The sequence below is a fragment of the Quadrisphaera sp. DVD1 genome (genome assembly GCF_058932755.1).
Genome location: NZ_JBZYWI010000017.1, coordinates 1 through 19,745, shown reverse-complemented (window position 1 = coordinate 19,745; position 19,745 = coordinate 1). Strand labels below are relative to the sequence as shown.

The following is a 19,745-nucleotide window of genomic DNA, read 5'->3' as shown; positions in this document are numbered from 1 at the left end:
GTGACCACCGCAGTCCGCATCGCGCTCCAGGTGCTGCTGGCCCTGACCAGCCTGTTCCTGACCCTGCTGATCCTGCTCCACAAGGGCAAGGGCGGCGGCCTCTCCGACATGTTCGGCGGCGGCATGTCCGTCAGCGCCGGCAGCTCCGGGGTGGCCGAGCGCAACCTCAACCGCATCACCATCGGCATCAGCGTGGTCTGGGCGGTGACGGTCGTGCTCCTCGGCGTGCTCGAGCGCTTCGACCCCACGGGCGCCTGACCGACCCAGCTCGACCCCGGCCGTCGTCGGCAGCCGGACAGATCTCACGAGGAGACTCACGTGGCAGGTGGCAACGCGATCCGCGGCAGCCGGGTGGGCGCCGGTCCCATGGGCGAGGCCGAGCGGGGCGACACCGCGCCGCGGCGCCGGGTGTCGTACTGGTGCTCCAACGGGCACGAGACCCAGCCCAGCTTCTCCCAGGAGAGCGGCTCGGACGTCCCGGAGACGTGGGACTGCCCGCGCTGCGGGTTCCCCGCCGGCCAGGACCGCGCGAACCCGCCCTCGCCGGCCCGCAACGAGCCGTACAAGACGCACCTCGCGTACGTGAAGGAGCGGCGCAGCCCCGCCGACGGCGAGGCCATCCTCGCCACCGCGCTGGAGAAGGTGCGCGCCAAGCAGTCCCTGCGCTGACGCGCTGAGCACGCAGGAGGGCCCGGCACCGTCGATGACGGTGCCGGGCCCTCCTGGCTGTGCGGGCTCAGCGGCGGCTGTTCGCCCCGCGGTCGACCAGCCACAGCGTGCGCTGGACGCCGGCCGCGCGGCTGGACGGCAGGTCGCCCGGGCCGGCCAGGGCCTCGGCGACGACGGCGGCCTTGGCCTCGCCGTCCACGACGCACCACACCTCCTCGGCGGAGGTGATCACCGGGAGGGTGAGCGAGAGCCGGGTCGGCGGCGGCTTGGGGGCGTCGCGCACCGCTACGACGGTGCGCTCGTCCTCGGCCGAGACCGGCTGCGCCGCGGGGTGGCCGGGGAAGAGCGAGGCCACGTGGCCGTCGGGGCCGACCCCGAGCAGGAGCACGTCGAGCACCGGGACGGGGCCGGCGACGCCGTCCTCCCGCGCCACGCGCGCGAGCTCGTCGGCGTAGCGGCGGGCAGCGGCGTCCGGGTCGTCGCCGTCGGGACCGTCGCTCGGCGGCATGGCGTGCACGCGCGCCGGGTCCAGGCCGAGGGGCCCGAGCGCGTCGAGCAGCGCCGAGCGGGCCTGGGTCTCGTTGCGGTCGGCGTCCCCGGAGGGCAGGAACCGCTCGTCGCCCCACCACAGGTCGACCGCGGACCAGTCCACGGCCCGCACCGCGGGGGAGGTCGCGAGCTGCGCGAGGGCCATCGTGCCGACCGTGCCGCCGGTGAGGACCACCCCGGCGCGCCCTCGCAGCGCCTGGGCGTCGAGGATCCGCGTCACGAGGCGGGCCGCCACCGCCGCCGCGAGGGACTCGCGGTCGGGGTGGACGACCACCTGCGCCGGAGCCGGGCTCACGAGGCGCTCACCCCGGTCTCCCCGGAGCGGTCGAAGCGCTCCGGCTGGGGCCGGCTCGTCTCGCCCTCGCCGGCCGGGGTGCTCGTCGCGGCGCCCAGCTCGATGCCCTCGGGCTCGGCCGCCGCGATGTCCGCCGCGACCTGGGCCGCCTGGGCGTCGAGCTCCTCGCCGCGCCGCTGCGCGTCGGCGTGGGAGGAGGCGTCGCCGCTGCGCTCGGCCTCGGCCAGCGGCACGGACCGGGCCCCCTCCAGGGCGGGCAGCCCCTTGACCACGACCTCGCCGAAGATGTCGTCGGGGTCGAGCCGGCGCAGCTCCTCGGCCAGGCAGTCGGTGTTGGACCGGCGGGCCAGCGCGATCCGCCGGTCCGGCTGCCCGGGCTGGGTGAGGGTGGCCACGGAGCCGTCCGGGCGGACCAGCTCGATCGCCCCGCCGGGCCGCTCGAGCCGGACGCCGACGATGCCGGTGCCGGCCTTGGTGCGGGCCCGGGTCACCGGGCAGTCCAGCGCCAGCGCCAACCAGCCGGCCAGCAGCTCGGTGCTGGGGCTGTCGACCGCGCCGGTCACGGTCGCCGCCGTGACGGGCTCGCTGGGGTCGGCGTCCAGCGCCGCGGCGAGGTAGCCGCGCCACAGGGTCAGCCGGCTCCAGGCGAAGTCGGTGTCGCCGGGGGAGTGGCACTGGGCCAGCCGGTGCAGGCTCGCCACCGGGTCCTCGGCCGCGGCCGAGTCGGTGATCCGGCGCTGGGCCATCGCGCCGATCGGGTCCGCCGAGGGGTCCACCGGCGGCTCGCCGGGCCACCACGCCACCACGGGGGCGTCGGGCAGCAGCAGCGGCACGACCATGGCGGCGCCGTGCTCGGTGAGCGGGCCGTAGCTGCGCAGCACCACGACCTCGCTCGCGCCGGCGTCGCCGCCGACGCGGATCTGGCCGTCCAGGCGCGAGGTGCCGCGGCTCTCTCCGCGGGCCAGCACGAGGATGCGGCACGGGTGCTCCCGGCTCGCCGCGTTCGCGGCGTCGATCGCCGCCTCCGCGTGCTCGTCGTCGGTGGGGACGATGAGGGTGAGCACCCGGCCCAGCGCCACGGCGCCACCGGAGTCGCGCAGGTCCACGAGGCGCTTGGCGATCGCGCCGGTGGACGTGCGGGGCATGTCGACGATCACGGGCGCCTCCACGTGCGGCCGGTGCGGGCGAGCATCTCGTGCGCGGAGTCAGGACCCCACGAGCCCGAGCGGTAGGGCGGGGGCTGGCCCTGCGACTCCCAGTGCTTGATCACCGGGTCGAGGATGCGCCAGGACAGCTCGACCTCCTCGTGCCGGGGGAACAGCGGCGGGTCGCCGAGCAGCACGTCGAGGATGAGGCGCTCGTAGGCCTCGGGGGAGGACTCGGTGAACGAGTGCCCGTACCCGAAGTCCATCGTGACGTCGCGGACCTCCATCGCCGTGCCCGGCACCTTCGACCCGAAGCGCAGGGTCACGCCCTCGTCCGGCTGCACGCGCACCACCAGGGCGTTCTGCCCCAGCTCCTCGGTGGCGGTGGACTCGAACGGCAGGTGCGGCGCCTTCTTGAAGACGATGGCGATCTCGGTGACGCGGCGGCCCAGGCGCTTGCCGGTGCGCAGGTAGAACGGCACGCCCGCCCAGCGGCGGGTGTCGATCTCCAGCGTCACCGCGGCGAAGGTCTCCGTGGTGGAGTCGGCGGGGATGCCCTCCTCCTCCAGGTAGCCCTTGACCGGCTCGCTGCCCTGCCAGCCCGGCGCGTACTGGCCGCGCGCGGTGTTGGCGTCGAGGTCGGCGGGCAGGCGGACGGCGGAGAGCACCTTCTCCTTCTCCGCGCGCAGGTCGTGCGCGTCGAAGGAGACCGGCTCCTCCATCGCCGTGAGCGCGAGGAGCTGCAGGAGGTGGTTCTGGATGACGTCGCGCGCGGCGCCGATCCCGTCGTAGTACCCCGCGCGGCCGCCGATGCCGATGTCCTCGGCCATGGTGATCTGCACGTGGTCGACGTGGTTGGAGTTCCACAGCGGCTCGAACATCTGGTTCGCGAAGCGCAGCGCCAGGAGGTTCTGGACCGTCTCCTTGCCCAGGTAGTGGTCGATCCGGAACACCGACTCGGGCGGGAAGACCCGCTCGACCACGTCGTTGAGCGCGCGGGCGCTGGCCAGGTCGCGGCCGAACGGCTTCTCGATGACCACGCGCCGCCAGGAGCCCTCGGCCTTGCTCGCCAGGCCCGAGCGCTCCAGCTGCTCGTTGACCACCGGGAAGAACTTCGGCGGGATCGAGAGGTAGAAGGCGTGGTTGCCGCCGGTGCCGCGCTCGGCGTCCAGCTGGGCGACCGTCTCGGCGAGGGTCTTGAACGCCTCCGGGTCGTCGAACTCGCCGGGCACGAACCGGAAGCCCTCGGCCAGGTGCTGCCACACCTCCTCCCGGAAGGGGGTGCGCGAGTGCTGGCGCACGGCGTCGTAGACCACGCGCCCGAAGTCCTGCTCCGCCCAGTCCCGGCGGGCGAACCCGACGAGGGAGAAGCCCGGGGGCAGCAGGCCGCGGTTGGCGAGGTCGTAGATCGCCGGCATGAGCTTCTTGCGCGCCAGGTCGCCGGTGACGCCGAACATCACCATGCCGCACGGGCCCGCGATGCGGGCCAGGCGCTTGTCGCGCGGGTCGCGCAGCGGGTTGGTGCCCGCCCCGAGGAGCTCAGCGGTCACCGCTGCCCTCCTGCGCCCAGCAGGGCCACCAGCTGGGCCAGCCCGGCGGCGCGGTCGGTCAGGTGCAGGCGCAGCACCGGCCGGCCGTGCTCGGCGAGGACCCGGGCGTCGCCGCCGGCCTGCGCGCTGATCAGCTGGCCGAAGTCGAACGGCCGGCCGGGGATCTCCACCTGCGTGCTCGAGCCGGCCGTGATCTGCAGGAACACCCCGGTCGGGGCGCCGCCCTTGTGGTACTGGCCGGTGGAGTGCAGGAACCGCGGCGCCCACCCGAAGGTGACCGGGCGCCCGGTGCGGGCGGAGAGGGCCGCGCGGACGCCGGGCAGCTCGGGAGCGCCCTCGCGGTCGAGGTAGGCCATCACCGCGAGGTAGCCGCGGGCCGGGTCGAGCCGGCCCAGCAGCGCCGCCAGCGCGCCCGCGGCGTCGTCGACGCCGTTGAGCAGCCCCGGCGTCGCCCGCACCTCGATGGCGCCGTCGGTCAGCGCCGCCGGCTCCGGCTCGGGGGTGGCGTCGAGGAGGCCGCGCGCGGCCGCCTTGGCGCTCTCGACGTCCGGCTGGTCGAAGGGGTTGATCTCCAGCAGGCGCCCGGCGATGGCCACCGCGGTCTCCCACAGCTGCATCTGGGCGCCGAGGCTGCCGGAGGTCACGACGTCGTCGCGCTGGGCCTGGACGTCGCTGGAGCCGACCAGGTGCACGACGAGCTCGTCGGCGGCCGGGGAGGCGACCTCGCGGTCCGCCGGGGAGGCCACGACGACGGGCAGGAGCCCGGTGCCGAGCTTGCCGGTGGACTCGGCGATGAGCTGCTCGGCCCAGTCGCCGAAGCCGACCAGGCCGGAGCCCTCGTCGACGATGACGACCTTGTCCTTGCCGGCGGTGCCGCCGAGGGCGCAGCCCAGGACGACGGCCGGGTTGCTGACGTCGTCGCTCGCCAGGACGTCGGTCACCGCGGCGGCCTCGTCGAGCAGGGCGCCGATGTCGGCGCCCGCGAGGCCCGAGGGGACCAGGCCGAAGGCGGTCAGCGCCGAGTAGCGCCCGCCCACGGTCGGGTCGGCCTCGATGACCGCGCGGTAGCCGGCCTCGGTCGCCGCCTGCTGCAGCGGGGAGCCCGGGTCGGTGACCACGACGATGCGGCGGGCGGCGTCGATGCCCGCCGCGGTCATCGCGGCCTCCAGCGCCCGGCGCTGGCTGTCGGTCTCCACGGTGCCGCCGGACTTGCTCGACACCACGACGACGGTGCGCTCCAGGCGGTCGCCCAGGGCGCGGGCGACCTGCTCGGGGTCGGTGCCGTCGAGGACGGTCAGCTCGACCCCGGCCGTGCGCGTGATGACCTCGGGGGCCAGCGAGGAGCCGCCCATGCCGCACAGGACGACGTGGTCGACGCCCTCGGCCAGCAGCTCCTCCCGCAGGGCGGTGATCCGCGCCACGAGCGGCCGCGAGGCGGTCGGCAGCGTCGTCCAGCCCAGGCGCTTGGACGCCTCGTCCTCGGCGTCCGGGCCCCACAGGGTGGCGTCGCCGGCGGCCAGCCGCGAGGCGACCTGGTGGCTGGTCAGGGACGGCGCGTGCGTGCGGACGGCGTCCTCGGCGGCGCCCGCGACGCCGACCTCGAGACCGGCGGTCACTCGTCCCCCTCGGCCTGGGCGGACACCCGCTCCAGCTCGTCGCGCACGGAGCCCTGCAGGTCGCCCCAGGACTTCTCGAACTTGTCCAGGCCCTCGCGCTCGAGCAGCTCGACGACCTCGGTGTAGGACACGCCCACGCGCTCGAGGGCGTCGAGGGTGGCGGTGGCCTCCGCGTAGGTGCCGCGGATGGTGTCGCCGTGCAGCTCGCCGTGGTCGGCGACCGCCTCGAGCGTGGAGCCCGGCATCGTGTTCACGGTGCCGGCGGTGACCAGCTCGGTGACGTAGAGGGTGTCGGGGTAGTCGGGGTTCTTCACCCCGGTCGAGGCCCACAGCGGGCGCTGGCGGTTGGCCCCGGCCTCCTCGAGGACCTTCCAGCGCGGGCTGGAGAAGACCTCCTCGTAGGCCTCGAAGGCGAGGCGGGCGTTGGCCAGGGCGGCCTTGCCGCGCAGGGCCAGGGCCTCCTCGGTGCCGATCGCCTCGAGGCGCTTGTCGATCTCGGAGTCGACGCGGGAGACGAAGAAGCTCGCCACCGAGTCGATCGTCGAGAGGTCGAGGCCCTTCTCGCGGGCCTGCTCCAGCCCGGTGAGGTAGGCGCTCATGACGCCGCGGTAGCGGTCCAGGCTGAAGATCAGCGTGACGTTGACGCTGATCCCCTCGGAGATCGCGGTGGTGATGGCCGGCAGGCCCTCCACGGTCGCGGGGATCTTGATGTAGAGGTTGGGGCGGTCGACCGTGGTCCACAGCGTGCGCGCGGACTCGGTGGTCGCCTCGGTGTCGCGGGACAGCCGCGGGTCGACCTCGAGGGAGACCTTGCCGTCGAGGTGGCCGGTGGCCTCCCAGACCGGGCGCAGGACGTCGCACGCGTCGCGGACGTCCTTGGTCGTGATCTCGAAGATGGCCTGGTCGAGGTCGGCGCCCTTGGCGACGAGCTCCTTGACCTGGTCGGTGTAGCGGTCGCCCTTGGACAGGGCCGACGCGAAGATCGTCGGGTTGCTCGTGACGCCGACGACGCCGCTCTCGGCGACGAGGCGCTGGAGCTCGCCCGAGCCGATCAGCTCGCGGGACAGGTCGTCGAGCCAGACCGAGACGCCGGCCTGGTTGAGCTCTGCTGCTGCGTTGGTGGCCATGGTGCTCCTCCTAGAGGGGAGAGTGCTGGGGATGAGCGCTGCGGCTCAGCGGTCGCTGGTGCCGCCGGTCGGCGAGCTGGAGGCGCTGACGCTGCCGGGGGAGTCGGACCCGACGGCCTCGATGGACTCGCGGGCCGCGGCGACCACGTGCTCGGCGGTGAAGCCCAGCTCGCGGTAGAGGGTCTTGGCGTCCGCGGAGGCGCCGAAGTGCTCGAGGGAGATGCTGCGGCCGGCGTCGCCGACCACGTCGCGCCAGCCGGCGGCGACGCCGGCCTCGACCGAGACGCGCGCCTTCACCGCGGCGGGCAGCACCTGCTCGCGGTAGTCGGCGTCCTGCTCGGCGAACCACTCGCGGCAGGGCATGGAGACCACGCGGGTGGGGACGCCGTCCGCCTCGAGCTGCTCGCGGGCGGCCACGGCGATCTGCACCTCCGAGCCGGTGCCCACGAGGATGACCTCGGGGGTGCCGGTGCTGGCCTCGGCGAGGACGTAGGCGCCGCGCAGGACGCCCTCGGCGGACCCGAACGCCTCGGTGGTGGCCGCACCGGTGCCGCGCTCGAACGTCGGCAGGTTCTGCCGGCTGAGGATGATCGCGGACGGGCCGTCGGTGTGCTCGAGGATCCCGCGCCAGGCGAAGGACGTCTCGTTGGCGTCGGCGGGGCGGACCACGGCCAGGCCGGGGATGACGCGCAGCGCGGACAGGTGCTCCACCGGCTGGTGGGTCGGGCCGTCCTCGCCCAGGCCGATCGAGTCGTGCGTCCACACGTAGGTGGTCGGGATCTGCATGAGCGCGGCCAGGCGCACCGGCGGGCGCATGTAGTCGCTGAAGACGAGGAACGTGCCGCCGTACACGCGGGTGCCGCCGTGCAGGGTGATCCCGTTCATGATCGAGCCCATGGCGTGCTCGCGGATGCCGAAGTGCAGCGTGCGGCCGTACTCGTTGCCGCTCCAGCTGCGCGTGGCGCGCGAGGCCGGGATGAAGGACGGCTCGCCCTCCATGGTCGTGTTGTTGCTCTCGGCCAGGTCGGCGGAGCCGCCCCACAGCTCGGGCAGCACCGGCGCGAGGGCGTTGAGCACCGTGCCGGAGGCCTTGCGGGTGGAGACGTCCTTGCCGGCGGGGAAGGACGGCAGCGCGTCGGTCCAGCCCTCGGGCAGGCGGCGCTCCTTCATCCGGTCGAGCAGCGCGGCGCGGTCGGGGTTGGCCTCGCGCCACGCGGCGTAGGCGGCGTCCCAGGCCTCGCGGGTCGGCTTGAGCCGCTCGACGATGCCGCGGGTGCGCTCGATCACGGCGTCCTCGACGGCGAAGGTGGCCTCGGGGTCGAAGCCCAGCAGCTCCTTGGTGGCCTTGATCTCGGCGTCGCCGAGGGCGGAGCCGTGGGACTTGCCGGTGTTCTGCAGGGTCGGCGCGGGCCACGCGATGCGGGTCTTCAGCGCGATGAAGGACGGGCGGCCGGTCTCGGCCTTCGCGGCCTGCAGCGCGGCGTACAGGGCCTCGACGTCCTCGTGGTACTCGCCGCCGCCGTTGGTGAAGTCGACGGTCTGGACGTGCCAGCCGTACGCCTCGTAGCGCTTGACGACGTCCTCGGTGAAGGCGATGTCGGTGTCGTCCTCGATGGAGATCTGGTTCTGGTCGTAGATGACCGTGAGGTTGCCCAGCTCCTGGTGGCCGGCGAGGGAGCTCGCCTCGGAGGTGACGCCCTCCTCGAGGTCGCCGTCGGAGGCGATGACGTAGATGCCGTGGTCGAAGACGCTCTCGCCGGGGGCGGCGTCGGGGTCGAGCAGGCCGCGCTCGCGGCGGGCGGCCATCGCCATGCCCACCGCGCTGGCCAGGCCCTGGCCCAGCGGGCCGGTGGTGATCTCGACGCCGTCGGTGTGCTTGTACTCCGGGTGGCCGGGGGTCTTCGAGCCCCACGTGCGCAGCGCCTTGAGGTCGTCGAGCTCGAGGCCGTAGCCGGCCAGGTAGAGCTGGATGTACAGGGTCAGGCTGGAGTGCCCGGCCGACAGGACGAAGCGGTCGCGCCCGTCCCAGTGCGGGTCCGTGGGGTCGGACTTCATGACCTTCTGGAAGAGCAGGTACGCGGCCGGGGCCAGGCTCATCGCCGTGCCCGGGTGGCCGTTGCCGACCTTCTGCACGGCGTCGGCGGCGAGCAGCCGGACGGTGTCGACCGCGCGGCTGTCGACGTCGTCCCACTCGAGGGCGTTCGTCGTGGCGGTCTTGTCGATCGTGGTCACTGGTGGGGTCCTCTCCCTGCGTCGCGCGCGAGGGACCCGGCGCGCGGCCCGATTCGGTGTCGCTCTGCGGCGGCCCGGCACCGTCGTGCGGCCAGCCATCCGTCGCTGTGAGCCTACTCACCTGCACGGAGGCCGCCACACGCGCCCGGACGCGCTCCACCGGAAGGATCGGCCGCCCGCTCGCGGGGTTGAGCCCGATCAGCGCGCGGCCGGGCCGCCGTCCCCCGGACGCCGGGTCGTACAGTGGAGCGCCAGCCCCCGGGGATGCCCTGCAGCGAGGACCGCGAGAACCCGTGACCGCCGTCGACCACGTCGCCGAGGCTCCGTCGAGCTGGACCCGCCGCCAGCGGCTGGTCGGCTTCGTGGCGCTGACCAAGCCCCGGATCATCGAGCTGCTGCTCATGACCACGGTGCCGACGATGATGCTGGCCGAGCGCGGGCTGCCCCGGCTCAGCCTGCTCGCCGCCACGCTCGTCGGCGGCACGCTCGCCGCGGCCAGCGCCAACGCCCTGAACTGCTACATCGACCGCGACATCGACATGCGGATGCACCGCACCAGCCGGCGGCCCCTGGTCACCGGCGTGGTCAGCCCGCGCGAGGCGCTGGTCTTCGGGATCGCGCTCGGCGTCGTGTCGGTCGTGTGGCTCGCCGCGGTCGTCAACGGTCTCTCCGCCCTGCTCGCCGGGCTCGCGATCGCCTTCTACGTCTTCGTCTACACCCTCGGCCTCAAACGCCGCACGAGCCAGAACATCGTCTGGGGCGGCGCGGCCGGGTGCATGCCCGTGCTCATCGGCTGGTCCGCGGTGACCGGCAGCCTGTCGTGGACGCCGTGGGTGCTCTTCGCGATCATCTTCCTCTGGACGCCGCCGCACTACTGGCCGCTGTCCATCAAGTACCGCACCGACTACGCCGAGGTCGGCGTCCCGATGCTGCCCGTCGTGGCCGCGCCCACCGCGGTGGGCCGCCAGGTCGTCGCCTACACCTGGGCCACGGTCGCCGCCACGCTCGTGCTCGTGCCGGTGGCCGGCACGGGGCTGGTCTACGCCGTCGCCGCGGTGGTGCTCGGCGCGTGGTTCCTCCTCGAGGCGCACGCGCTGCTGCGCCGGGCGAAGCGCGTGGCGTCGGCCGACGATGTGGGCGCCATGCGCGTGTTCCACACCTCGATCAGCTACCTGACGCTGCTGTTCCTCGCGCTCGCCGTGGACGCCGTCCTGCCGTACCAGCTCTTCTGAGGCGCACCGCTCTCCCGAGGGGCACCGCTCTTCTGGGGCGCACCGCTCTTCCGAGGGGCACCGCCCGACCCGCCACCTGAGGCCGCACCCCGCTCACGGGGTGCGGCCTCAGGTGCGTCCGGGGTCTCCCGCGAACCGCACTCCTGCGGAGAAGTGCGGTCCCGAGGTGCCCGCGAACCGCACTCCTGTGGAGAAGTGCGGTCCCGGGGTGCCCGCGAGCCGCACTCCTGCGGAGAAGTGCGGTCCCGAGGCCCCCGCGAACCGCACTCCTCCGGAGAAGTGCGGTCCCGGGGCCCCCGGTGGGGTGTCAGACGGGGAGGGCGTCCTCGGGAGCGCGCACGCGCACCGCGACGACGAGGGTGGTCACCGCGACCACGAGCAGGCAGGCCCCGAGCATGTGCGCGATGACGAGCGCCTCGGGCAGGTCGGTGGCGTACTGCACGTAGCCGACGAGGCCCTGGGCCAGGGTGACGAGGAGCACGAGGGCCGCGGCGCGCACGGACCGGCGCGGCGCGGTGACCACCCGCAGCGCGACGTACAGGCCGATGGCGAGGCCGAGGAAGAGCAGCACGAGGTCGGCGTGCAGCCAGCTGACGGTGCGGGGGTCGAGGCCGAAGCGGGCCGGGTCCTCGGCGTCGCCGGAGTGCGGCCCGGACCCGGTCACGACGGTGCCCAGCACGAGCACGCCCGCGGCCACGGCGACGAGCACCCACGTCATCTGGCGCAGCACCGGGGGCACGAGGGAGCGCGGCGGCTCGTCGCCCTCACCGGCGCGCAGCAGCAGCAGGGTGGAGACGGCCACGAGGAGCATCGAGACGAGGAAGTGCAGCGCGACGGTCGCCGGGTGCAGCGAGGTCAGCACCGTGATCCCGCCGATCACCGCCTGCAGCACGACGCCGACGAGCGGGAGGGCAGCCACCACGCGCAGGCCCGGGCGGCGCAGGCGCCAGACCGCGACGAGCGCCGCGACGGCCAGGACGAGCACGAGGAAGGTCAGCAGCCGGTTGCCGAACTCGACGTACTTGTGGAAGCCCTCCGCCTGCTCGACGGTCGGCACGTACGAGCCGGGCGCGCACTGCGGCCAGGTCGGGCAGCCCAGGCCCGAGCCGGTGAGCCGGACGACGCCGCCGGTGACGACGATGAGCACCTGCGCGACGAGGTTGGCCACGAGCACGGCGCGGGTCCACCCGCCGATGGCGCTGCGCGGCGGGAGGGGAGCGCCCGACGGCGCGGGGCGGGAGAGGGCGGGGCTGACCACGTCACGAGGGTAGGTGCCCGCCGAGGCGCCCCGGTGCCACGGCCCTGGTGACCCGGCTCACCCCCTGCCGGCGCGCGCCGTCAGCTCCAGCGGAACGTGCGCGCCGCCAGCGCTCCGGCCCCGAGCGCCCAGGCCACGAGGACGGCGAGCGGCCCCAGGGCGAGGGCGCCGTCGAGCGCGGCCGCCCGTGCGGCGTCGCCGAGCGCGGCCGACGGCAGGACGGCGGCCACGGCGGCCAGCGGGCCGGGCAGCCCCTCGCGCGGCAGCAGCAGCCCGCCGCCGGCGAGCAGGAGCACGTAGAGGAGGTTCGCCAGCCCGAGCACGGCCTCGGCGCGCAGGAGCCCGGCCAGGAGCACCGCCAGGGCGCCGAAGGCGGCGGTGCCGGCCAGCAGCGCCAGCGCGAGCCCGAGCGGGGCGACGGCGCCCTGCGCGAGCGGACGCCACCCGAGGGCCAGGGCGATCGCGCTGAGCACCACCACCTGCAGCACCTCGACGACCGCCACGGCCAGGACCCGCCCGGCCAGCAGCCCCTCGCGGCCGAGCGGCGTGGTCGCCAGCAGCCGCAGGACGCCGTAGCGGCGGTCGAAGCCGAGCTGGATCGCCTGGCCGGTGAAGGCGGTGGAGACCACGGCCAGCCCCAGGACGCCGGGGGTCACGACGTCCACGGCGGGCAGGTCGGCCAGCGCCGCGGGCAGCCCGAGGTCGTCCAGCGGCAGCCGCACCAGCGCGAGCAGCGCGAGGGCCGGCAGGACGAGGCTGACGAGCAGCTGCTCGCCGTTGCGCAGCAGCACGGAGGTGTCGAAGCGGGCCTGCGCCACCGCGCGGCGCCAGGCGGGTGCAGCCCCGCCGCCGGGGGCCAGGCGCAGCCCGGCTCCCCGGCCGGCGTCCACTCCCACGTCGGGGGCGCTCACCGCTCCTGCCAGTCGGCCGGGCCGCCGGTGAGCTCGAGCACGACCTCCTCGAGGGTGCGCCGCCCCACGGTGAGCCCCTGGGGCATGACGCCTCGGCCGGCGCACCACGAGGCGACCGTGGCCACCACCTGCGGGTCCACGGCGCCGCTGGAGGCGCCCGCCTGCACGGCGCGCACCTCGTAGCGCCCCGGCCCGACCTCGGTGGTGGTCACCGTCGGCGGCAGTGCCCGGCGCAGCTCGGCGAGGTCCATCCCGGCCACGGCCGAGAAGCGCAGGTGGTCGGCGCCACCCCCGCCCGTCAGCTCGGCGACGGTGCCCGTGGCGACCTCGCGGCCGGCCCGCACGACGACGACGGAGTCGGCCAGTCGCTCGGTCTCCTCCATCGAGTGCGTGGTGAGGACGACGGCGACGCCGGCTGCGCGCAGCCGCTCGAGCAGGCCCCACACCGCCTGGCGCCCGTGCGGGTCGAGCCCGGCGCTCGGCTCGTCGAGGAAGAGCAGCTCGGGGCGGCCGACGACGGCGGCGGCCAGGGCCAGGCGCTGGCGCTGGCCGCCGGACAGCCGGCGGACCGCGGTGCGCGCGAAGGCGTCGACGCCGAGGGCGGCGGCGAGCTCGCCGGCGTCCATCGGGTCGGCGTGCAGCGAGGCGACGTGCCGCAGCACCGCCATGGCGGGGGCGCCGTTCGGAAGCCCGCCGTCCTGCAGCAGCACCCCGACCCGGGAGCGCAGCCGCGCGCCGTCACGCGCCGGGTCGAGGCCCAGCACCCGCACGCTGCCGCCGTCGGGGGAGCGAAGGCCGACGCAGCACTCCACGGTCGTCGTCTTGCCGGCGCCGTTGGGGCCCAGGACCGCGGTGATCGCGCCGCGCTCGGCGCGCAGCGTGAGGCCGTCGACGGCGGCCCGCCCCCCGTAGCGCTTGACCAGGCCGGTGACCGCGACGGCGGCCGCGCCGGGCTCGTCGCCGGAGCCGCGCGAGGGGTCGAGCTGGGGAGGGAGGGGCGCGCTGGCGGTGAGGGCGCCGCCCGTGCTGCTCACCCGGTGGAGTCTAGGCGCCGGGTACGTCGGGAGTGCCCCGCAGGACGCCCGCCCCGCAGTGGCACGGGTCACCGTCGAGGGACATCGGCAGCCGGCCCACGGCACCCGACGCCGAGGAACCCGCGGGTGACGGTGATCACAAGGGCGCCCTGCGCCGGATCGGCGGGGAAGCGAATTAGGGCACACTGGCGTTGTGCAAACCGTGGGCACCCCGGTGGACGTCGAGCGCAGCACCCGTCAGCGGGTCGTGCGCGCCGTCCTCCAGAGCGGACCCGTCACGGCCGCGGACCTCGCCTCCGAGCTGGGCGTCACCCCGGCCGCCGTCCGGCGCCACCTCGACGCCCTCGTGCTCTCCGGCCAGGTCCGGGCGCGCGGCGGGGCCAGCTCGGGGCACCGCGGTCGCCCGGCCCGCACGTACGTGCTCACCCGCGACGGCCACGCGGCCGCTCCGGGCGCCTACGACGACCTCGCCGCCTCGGCCCTGGGCTACCTGGCCCGCACCGAGGGCGCTGAGGCGGTGGCCCGCTTCGCGCGGGTGCGCGCCGGCGAGCTCGAGGAGCGGTACGCGGCCGCCGTCGCGCACGCGCCCGACGTGCCCTCGCGGGTGCGCGCCCTGGCCGAGGCCCTGACCGCCGACGGCTTCGCCGCCAGCGCCCGCCCGGTGCGGGCGGGGCCGGTCGAGGGCGTGCAGCTGTGCCAGGGACACTGTCCGGTGGAGAGCGTCGCCGCCGCGTTCCCGGAGCTGTGCCGGGCCGAGGCCGAGGCGTTCGAGCGCCTGCTCGGGGCCCCGGTCCAGCGGCTGGCCACGCTGGCCACCGGCTCCCACGCCTGCACGACCCACGTCACCACCCAGACCGAACCGCAGCCGCACCCGCACGACGAGCACCACCCCCTGCACGCCACGGCACCACCCGAAGGGACGGACCCGCGATGACCGCACCCGAGACCACCCAGCCGGCACTGAACGACATCGAGGCCCGCAACCCCTCCCTCGCCGGTCTGGGCACCTACCAGTACGGGTGGGCCGACTCCGACGTCGCCGGCACCAACGCCCGCCGCGGGCTGAACGAGGACGTCGTCCGCGACATCTCTGGCCGCAAGGGCGAGCCGGAGTGGATGCTGCGCACCCGCCTCAAGGCGCTGAAGATGTTCGGCCGCAAGCCCATGCCGGACTGGGGCAGCGACCTCTCCGACATCGACTTCGACAACATCAAGTACTTCGTGAAGTCCACGGAGAAGCAGGCCGCCACCTGGGACGAGCTGCCCGAGGACATCCGCAACACCTACGACCGCCTGGGCATCCCCGAGGCCGAGAAGCAGCGCCTCGTCTCCGGCGTCGCGGCCCAGTACGAGTCGGAGGTCGTCTACCACCAGATCCGCGAGGACCTGGAGGCCAAGGGCGTCATCTTCGTCGACACCGACACGGGCCTGAGGGACCACCCGGAGCTCTTCCAGGAGTACTTCGGCACCGTCATCCCGCCGGGGGACAACAAGTTCGCCGCGCTGAACACGGCCGTGTGGTCGGGCGGCTCCTTCATCTACGTGCCGCCGGGCGTGCACGTCGACATCCCGCTGCAGGCCTACTTCCGGATCAACACGGAGAACATGGGCCAGTTCGAGCGGACGCTGATCATCGCCGACGAGGGCTCCTACATCCACTACGTCGAGGGCTGCACGGCGCCGATCTACAAGAGCGACTCGCTGCACTCCGCGGTCGTGGAGATCATCGTCAAGAAGAACGCCCGCGTGCGGTACACGACCATCCAGAACTGGTCGAACAACGTCTACAACCTCGTCACCAAGCGGGCGACCGCCGCCGAGGGCGCGACCATGGAGTGGGTCGACGGCAACATCGGCTCCAAGGTGACCATGAAGTACCCGGCGATCTTCCTCATGGGCGAGCACGCCAAGGGCGAGACGCTGTCGGTCGCCTTCGCCGGCGAGGGCCAGCACCAGGACGCCGGCGCGAAGATGGTCCACGCGGCGCCGAACACGTCGTCCTCGATCATCTCCAAGTCCGTCGCCCGCGGCGGTGGCCGCGCGTCCTACCGCGGTCTCGTGCAGGTGCTCGAGGGCGCCAGCCACTCGGCCTCGACGGTGCGCTGCGACGCGCTGCTCGTGGACTCGATCTCGCGCTCGGACACCTACCCCTACGTCGATGTCCGCGAGGACGACGTGTCGATGGGCCACGAGGCGACCGTGTCCAAGGTGAGCGAGGACCAGCTCTTCTACCTCATGTCCCGCGGCATGGCCGAGGACGAGGCGATGGCGATGATCGTGCGCGGCTTCATCGAGCCGATCGCCCGCGAGCTGCCCATGGAGTACGCCCTGGAGCTGAACCGGCTCATCGAGCTGCAGATGGAAGGAGCCGTCGGCTGACGATGGCGCACACCGACACCACCCCCCAGCCCACCTCCGACGTCCCCAGCGGGACGTCGGAGGTCGCCCTCGACGTCGCCTCCGGCACCCCCGCCGGCCTCGTCGTCGACGACCCGATCGGCCCCGGCTCGGCGGCCGCGGGCGCCCCGGACGACCAGCACGGCCTGGTCGCCCACTCCCACGGCGCCGGCGTGCCCCAGCAGAGCCGCGCCGAGCGGCACACCTCCTTCGCCGTGGAGGAGTTCGCCGTGCCGACCGGGCGCGAGGAGGAGTGGCGGTTCACCCCGCTGTCCGGGGCGCGGGCCCTGTTCGAGCCCGCCGGCCCGGGCGCGGCCCAGCTCCAGGTCTCCGTCACCGCCCCCGCCGGCGTCTCGCACCGCCGGGTCGCCGCCGGTGACCCGGCGCGCGGGGCCGGGTTCGTCCCCGGCGACCGCGCCGCGGTCGTGGCCTACGCCGACGCCGACGGCGCCGACGTGGTGACCATCGCCGCCGAGGCCGACCCGGGCGAGCCGGTCGTCGTCGCGCTGCGCGCCGAGGGCGCGCGCTCGGCGCACCACCTCGTGGTGGACGCCGGCCCGTACAGCCGCGCCACCGTGGTCCTGGACCACCGCGGCTCCGGCGCGATCGCCAGCGGCGTGGAGGTGCGGGTCGGCGAGGGCGCGCACCTGACCGTCGTCAGCGTCCAGCAGTGGGACGACGACGCGCACCACCTGGCCCAGCACGACGTCCTGGTCGGGCGCGACGCCACGGTCAAGCACGTGGCCGTCACCCTCGGCGGGAAGCTCGTCCGGATGGGCGCGACCGTGCGCTACGCCGGGCCCGGCGGCGACGCGACCCTGCTCGGCGTGTACTTCGCCGACGCCGGCCAGCACCTGGAGCACCGCTCCTTCGTCGACCACGAGAAGCCGAACTGCCGCAGCAACGTCGTCTACAAGGGCGCGCTGCAGGGCGAGACCGCCCACACCGTGTGGGTCGGCGACGTCCTCATCCGCGCCACCGCGCTGGGCACCGACACCTACGAGCTCAACCGCAACCTCGTCCTCACCGACGGCGCGCGGGCCGACTCGGTCCCGAACCTCGAGATCGAGACGGGCGAGATCGTCGGGGCCGGGCACGCCAGCGCCACCGGGCGCTTCGACGACGAGCAGCTCTTCTACCTGCAGTCCCGGGGCATCCCCGAGGAGCAGGCCCGCCGCATGGTGGTCCGCGCCTTCTTCTTCGACGTCCTCCAGCAGATCGGCGCTCCCGCGGTGACCGACCGGCTCATGGAGGCCATCGACGCCGAGCTCGCGCTGTCCGCGCTCCCGCCGGTGGCGGCCGGGGTCGCCGACGCGGTCGCCGAGTCCGTGGCGGCCGGGGCGTGAGCGCCCAGCGCGCCTGCGCGCTCTCGGACGTCCCCGAGGTCGGAGCGCTGCACGTGGACCTGCCGGGCCCGTCCGGCAGCGTGCCGATCGCGGTGGTCCGCGACGAGGACGGCGACCTGCACGCCATCGCCGACGTCTGCAGCCACCAGGCCATCGCGCTGTCCGAGGGCGAGGTGGTCGGCTGCGAGATCGAGTGCTGGCTGCACGGGTCGAGCTTCGACCTGCGCACCGGCCGGCCCAGCGGCCTGCCCGCCGTCTCCCCGGTGGCGGTGTACCGGGTGAGCCTGGCCGGCGACGACGTCCTGGTCGACGTGAGCACCGACGTCGGCCCCCTGAACGAGCAGAACCTGATGACCGAGGAGTCCTGACCGATGTCCACCCTTGAGATCCGCGGCCTGCACGTCACGGTCGACACCCCCGACGCCGGCGCCAAGGAGATCCTGCGCGGCGTCGACCTCACCGTGTCCTCGGGCGAGACGCACGCGATCATGGGCCCGAACGGCTCCGGCAAGTCGACGCTGGCCTACTCCATCGCCGGGCACCCGCGCTACACCGTCACCGGTGGCACGGTCACGCTCGACGGCGAGGACGTCCTCGCGATGACCGTGGACGAGCGCGCCCGCGCCGGCCTGTTCCTCGCCATGCAGTACCCGGTCGAGGTCCCCGGCGTCACCGTCTCCAACTTCCTGCGCACCGCCAAGACCGCCGTCTCGGGCACCGCCCCGAACCTGCGCACCTGGACCAAGGACGTGCGCACGGCGATGGAGGCGCTGCGGATGGACCCCACCTTCGCCGAGCGCAACGTCAACGAGGGCTTCTCCGGCGGTGAGAAGAAGCGCCACGAGATCCTCCAGATGGAGCTCCTGAAGCCGAAGATCGCCATCCTCGACGAGACCGACTCCGGCCTCGACGTGGACGCCCTGAAGATCGTCTCCGAGGGCGTCAACCGCCTCGGGGCGACGGGGGAGTCGGGCGTGCTGCTCATCACCCACTACACGCGGATCCTCCGCTACGTGAAGCCCGACTTCGTCCACGTCTTCGTGGCCGGGCGCGTGGCCGAGGAGGGCGGCCCGGAGCTGGCCGACGAGCTGGAGGAGAACGGCTACGACCGCTTCCTCACCGCGGCCGGCTGACGCCGCCGCCGAGCGGGCCCTGCGCTCGGCGCTCATGGCCGAGCACGCCCGGCACCCGGTGGGTGCCGGGCTGCGCTCGCCCTTCGACGCCGAGGTGCTCCAGGTCGTGCGCACGTGCGGCGACGAGGTGCGCCTGCGGGTGCGCCTCGAGGCCGGCGCGAGCGGCGCCCGGGTCGCCGAGGTCTCGCACGAGGCGCTGGGCTGCACCGTGAGCGTGGCCGGCACCTCGGTGGCCACGGCGGCGGTGACCGGGCTCGGCCTGGAGCAGGCGCTCGCCCGCTGCCGCGACGCCGAGGCGGTCGTGCGCGGGGAGCGCGCGGCCACCTGGGAAGAGGACGGCGACCTGGCGGCGTTCACCACGGTGAGGACCGCGCCCGGGCGCCTCGGGTGCGCTCTCCTGGGGTGGTCGGCGCTGCGCCGGGCCCTGGCCGAGGCGGCACGCGCACAGGCCACGAGCACGACCAGCACCACCCAGACCAGGCCCACGGGCAGCACCGACCAGGAGGACGCATGAGCGAGCAGAGCACGGAGCCGGCCAGCGGCCAGCAGGCCGGCGGCGTCGACGTCGCCGACGTCGAGGAGGCCCTCAAGGACGTCGTCGACCCCGAGCTGGGGATCAACGTCGTCGACCTGGGCCTGATCTACGGCCTCACCCTCGAGGCGCCGCGCACCGCGGTGATCGACATGACCCTGACCTCCGCGGCGTGCCCGCTGACCGACGTCATCGAGGAGCAGGTCACCAACGCCCTCGAGGGCCTGGTCGACGACCACCGGATCAACTGGGTCTGGATGCCGCCGTGGGACATGGGCAAGATCACCGACGACGGCCGCGAGCAGCTGCGGGCGCTCGGCTTCAACGTCTGAGGTGTTGAGGGGCGGGTGAGCAGCCGGCTGGTCGAGGTCCCGGCCGAGCGCCTGGCGGGCTGGGCGCAGCGGTTCGCCGCCGCGCACGGCGGCGCCGAGGTCAAGGCGGGCGCGGACGCCGTCCGGCTGGTCGCGGCCGACGGCGCGCGCGCCGAGCTGGAGGTGCCGTGGCCGCCCCTGCCGGGGCCCGCGGGCGATGACCCGGTGGCCGCACTGGCGGCCCACGCCGGGGCGCCGCGCACCGCGCTCGTGGTGCTCGTGCGCCGCGGCGGGTGGGCGGTGGGCACCGCGGTGGCCGGGGAGCTGACCGACCACACCACCGGCACCCGCTACGTGCAGGCGCGCACCGCGGCCGGCGGGTGGTCCCAGCAGCGCTACGCCCGGCGC

Annotated in this window: 20 protein-coding genes; 11 read left to right on the top strand and 9 right to left on the bottom strand. The window is 74.7% G+C overall.

The features are described 5' to 3' along the window. On the top strand, positions 1–258 hold the full coding sequence (secG, locus tag AC5FZL_RS03445) for a preprotein translocase subunit SecG (RefSeq protein ID WP_493617166.1): 258 nt from the start codon (positions 1–3) through the stop codon (positions 256–258). Positions 259–318: 60 nt separating this feature from the next. Then, on the top strand, positions 319–669 hold the full coding sequence (locus AC5FZL_RS03440; RefSeq protein ID WP_493617165.1) for an RNA polymerase-binding protein RbpA: 351 nt from the start codon (positions 319–321) through the stop codon (positions 667–669). Positions 670–736: 67 nt separating this feature from the next. Here AC5FZL_RS03440 and pgl read toward each other — a convergent pair whose 3' ends face one another. Genes pgl through tkt form a run of 6 tightly spaced genes read right to left on the bottom strand, consistent with a single transcriptional unit; the run spans position 737 to position 9,183 of the window. Continuing rightward, positions 737–1,513, bottom strand: coding sequence for a 6-phosphogluconolactonase (pgl, locus tag AC5FZL_RS03435; protein WP_493617164.1), 777 nt, complete (start codon positions 1,511–1,513; stop codon positions 737–739). Beyond that, a complete protein-coding gene (locus AC5FZL_RS03430) occupies positions 1,510–2,670 on the bottom strand; it encodes a glucose-6-phosphate dehydrogenase assembly protein OpcA (protein ID WP_493617163.1) in 1,161 nt (386 codons plus the stop codon). Before AC5FZL_RS03430 ends, pgl begins: the two co-directional genes overlap by 4 nt. Further along, positions 2,667–4,208 (bottom strand): glucose-6-phosphate dehydrogenase, encoded by a 1,542-nt coding sequence (gene zwf / locus AC5FZL_RS03425; protein ID WP_493617162.1) that lies wholly within the window; start codon positions 4,206–4,208, stop codon positions 2,667–2,669. Before zwf ends, AC5FZL_RS03430 begins: the two co-directional genes overlap by 4 nt. Next, positions 4,205–5,824 (bottom strand): phosphoglucose isomerase-related protein, encoded by a 1,620-nt coding sequence (locus AC5FZL_RS03420; protein ID WP_493617161.1) that lies wholly within the window; start codon positions 5,822–5,824, stop codon positions 4,205–4,207. Before AC5FZL_RS03420 ends, zwf begins: the two co-directional genes overlap by 4 nt. After that, positions 5,821–6,951, bottom strand: coding sequence for a transaldolase (tal, locus tag AC5FZL_RS03415; protein WP_493617160.1), 1,131 nt, complete (start codon positions 6,949–6,951; stop codon positions 5,821–5,823). The genes AC5FZL_RS03420 and tal overlap by 4 nt, the downstream gene beginning before the upstream one ends. Positions 6,952–6,996: 45 nt before the next feature. Beyond that, positions 6,997–9,183, bottom strand: coding sequence for a transketolase (gene tkt / locus AC5FZL_RS03410; RefSeq protein ID WP_493617159.1), 2,187 nt, complete (start codon positions 9,181–9,183; stop codon positions 6,997–6,999). 293 nt (positions 9,184–9,476) lie between these two features. Here tkt and AC5FZL_RS03405 point away from each other — a divergent pair, with 293 nt between their 5' ends. Continuing rightward, on the top strand, positions 9,477–10,415 hold the full coding sequence (locus tag AC5FZL_RS03405) for a heme o synthase (protein WP_493617158.1): 939 nt from the start codon (positions 9,477–9,479) through the stop codon (positions 10,413–10,415). 307 nt (positions 10,416–10,722) lie between these two features. On the opposite strand, the gene AC5FZL_RS03400 is transcribed toward AC5FZL_RS03405, so the two are convergent. From AC5FZL_RS03400 to AC5FZL_RS03390, 3 genes are all read right to left on the bottom strand, one after another. Next, positions 10,723–11,673: a COX15/CtaA family protein gene (locus AC5FZL_RS03400; RefSeq protein WP_493617157.1), complete on the bottom strand. Its 951-nt coding sequence runs from the start codon at positions 11,671–11,673 to the stop codon at positions 10,723–10,725. 80 nt (positions 11,674–11,753) lie between these two features. After that, a complete protein-coding gene (locus AC5FZL_RS03395) occupies positions 11,754–12,584 on the bottom strand; it encodes an ABC transporter permease (protein ID WP_493617156.1) in 831 nt (276 codons plus the stop codon). Continuing rightward, positions 12,581–13,507: an ABC transporter ATP-binding protein gene (locus AC5FZL_RS03390; RefSeq protein ID WP_493617177.1), complete on the bottom strand. Its 927-nt coding sequence runs from the start codon at positions 13,505–13,507 to the stop codon at positions 12,581–12,583. The genes AC5FZL_RS03395 and AC5FZL_RS03390 overlap by 4 nt, the downstream gene beginning before the upstream one ends. A 304-nt stretch (positions 13,508–13,811) precedes the next feature. Here AC5FZL_RS03390 and AC5FZL_RS03385 point away from each other — a divergent pair, with 304 nt between their 5' ends. The 8 genes from AC5FZL_RS03385 to AC5FZL_RS03350 all read left to right on the top strand — a co-directional run. Further along, entirely contained in the window at positions 13,812–14,552 is a 741-nt protein-coding gene (locus tag AC5FZL_RS03385; RefSeq protein ID WP_493617155.1) for a helix-turn-helix transcriptional regulator, read from the top strand. Next, the gene (gene sufB / locus AC5FZL_RS03380; RefSeq protein ID WP_493617154.1) at positions 14,549–15,997 is read left to right on the top strand and encodes a Fe-S cluster assembly protein SufB; all 1,449 of its coding nucleotides are present in this window, start codon (positions 14,549–14,551) and stop codon (positions 15,995–15,997) included. Before AC5FZL_RS03385 ends, sufB begins: the two co-directional genes overlap by 4 nt. A 2-nt stretch (positions 15,998–15,999) precedes the next feature. After that, the gene (gene sufD / locus AC5FZL_RS03375; RefSeq protein WP_493617153.1) at positions 16,000–17,361 is read left to right on the top strand and encodes a Fe-S cluster assembly protein SufD; all 1,362 of its coding nucleotides are present in this window, start codon (positions 16,000–16,002) and stop codon (positions 17,359–17,361) included. Beyond that, positions 17,358–17,729, top strand: a complete 372-nt coding sequence (locus AC5FZL_RS03370) for a non-heme iron oxygenase ferredoxin subunit (protein WP_493617152.1) — start codon at positions 17,358–17,360, stop codon at positions 17,727–17,729. The genes sufD and AC5FZL_RS03370 overlap by 4 nt, the downstream gene beginning before the upstream one ends. 3 nt (positions 17,730–17,732) lie before the next feature. After that, positions 17,733–18,494 (top strand): Fe-S cluster assembly ATPase SufC, encoded by a 762-nt coding sequence (gene sufC / locus AC5FZL_RS03365; RefSeq protein WP_493617151.1) that lies wholly within the window; start codon positions 17,733–17,735, stop codon positions 18,492–18,494. A gap of 34 nt (positions 18,495–18,528) precedes the next feature. Next, positions 18,529–19,008: an iron-sulfur cluster assembly scaffold protein gene (locus AC5FZL_RS03360; protein ID WP_493617150.1), complete on the top strand. Its 480-nt coding sequence runs from the start codon at positions 18,529–18,531 to the stop codon at positions 19,006–19,008. Beyond that, the gene (locus tag AC5FZL_RS03355) at positions 19,005–19,358 is read left to right on the top strand and encodes a metal-sulfur cluster assembly factor (protein WP_493617149.1); all 354 of its coding nucleotides are present in this window, start codon (positions 19,005–19,007) and stop codon (positions 19,356–19,358) included. Before AC5FZL_RS03360 ends, AC5FZL_RS03355 begins: the two co-directional genes overlap by 4 nt. A 15-nt stretch (positions 19,359–19,373) precedes the next feature. Continuing rightward, positions 19,374–19,745 (top strand): acVLRF1 family peptidyl-tRNA hydrolase (locus AC5FZL_RS03350; protein WP_493617148.1); only part of this gene is annotated, 372 nt, incomplete at its 3' end.

Bases quoted from the DNA above. Each gene is read 5' to 3' on its own strand.
- tal (WP_493617160.1), bottom strand. From the start codon at position 6,951: ATGGCCACCAACGCAGCAGCAGAGCTCAACCAGGCCGGCGTCTCGGTC.
- sufB (WP_493617154.1), top strand. From the start codon at position 14,549: ATGACCGCACCCGAGACCACCCAGCCGGCACTGAACGACATCGAGGCC.
- sufD (WP_493617153.1), top strand. From the start codon at position 16,000: ATGGCGCACACCGACACCACCCCCCAGCCCACCTCCGACGTCCCCAGC.
- sufC (WP_493617151.1), top strand. From the start codon at position 17,733: ATGTCCACCCTTGAGATCCGCGGCCTGCACGTCACGGTCGACACCCCC.
- AC5FZL_RS03360 (WP_493617150.1), top strand. From the start codon at position 18,529: ATGGCCGAGCACGCCCGGCACCCGGTGGGTGCCGGGCTGCGCTCGCCC.
- AC5FZL_RS03355 (WP_493617149.1), top strand. From the start codon at position 19,005: ATGAGCGAGCAGAGCACGGAGCCGGCCAGCGGCCAGCAGGCCGGCGGC.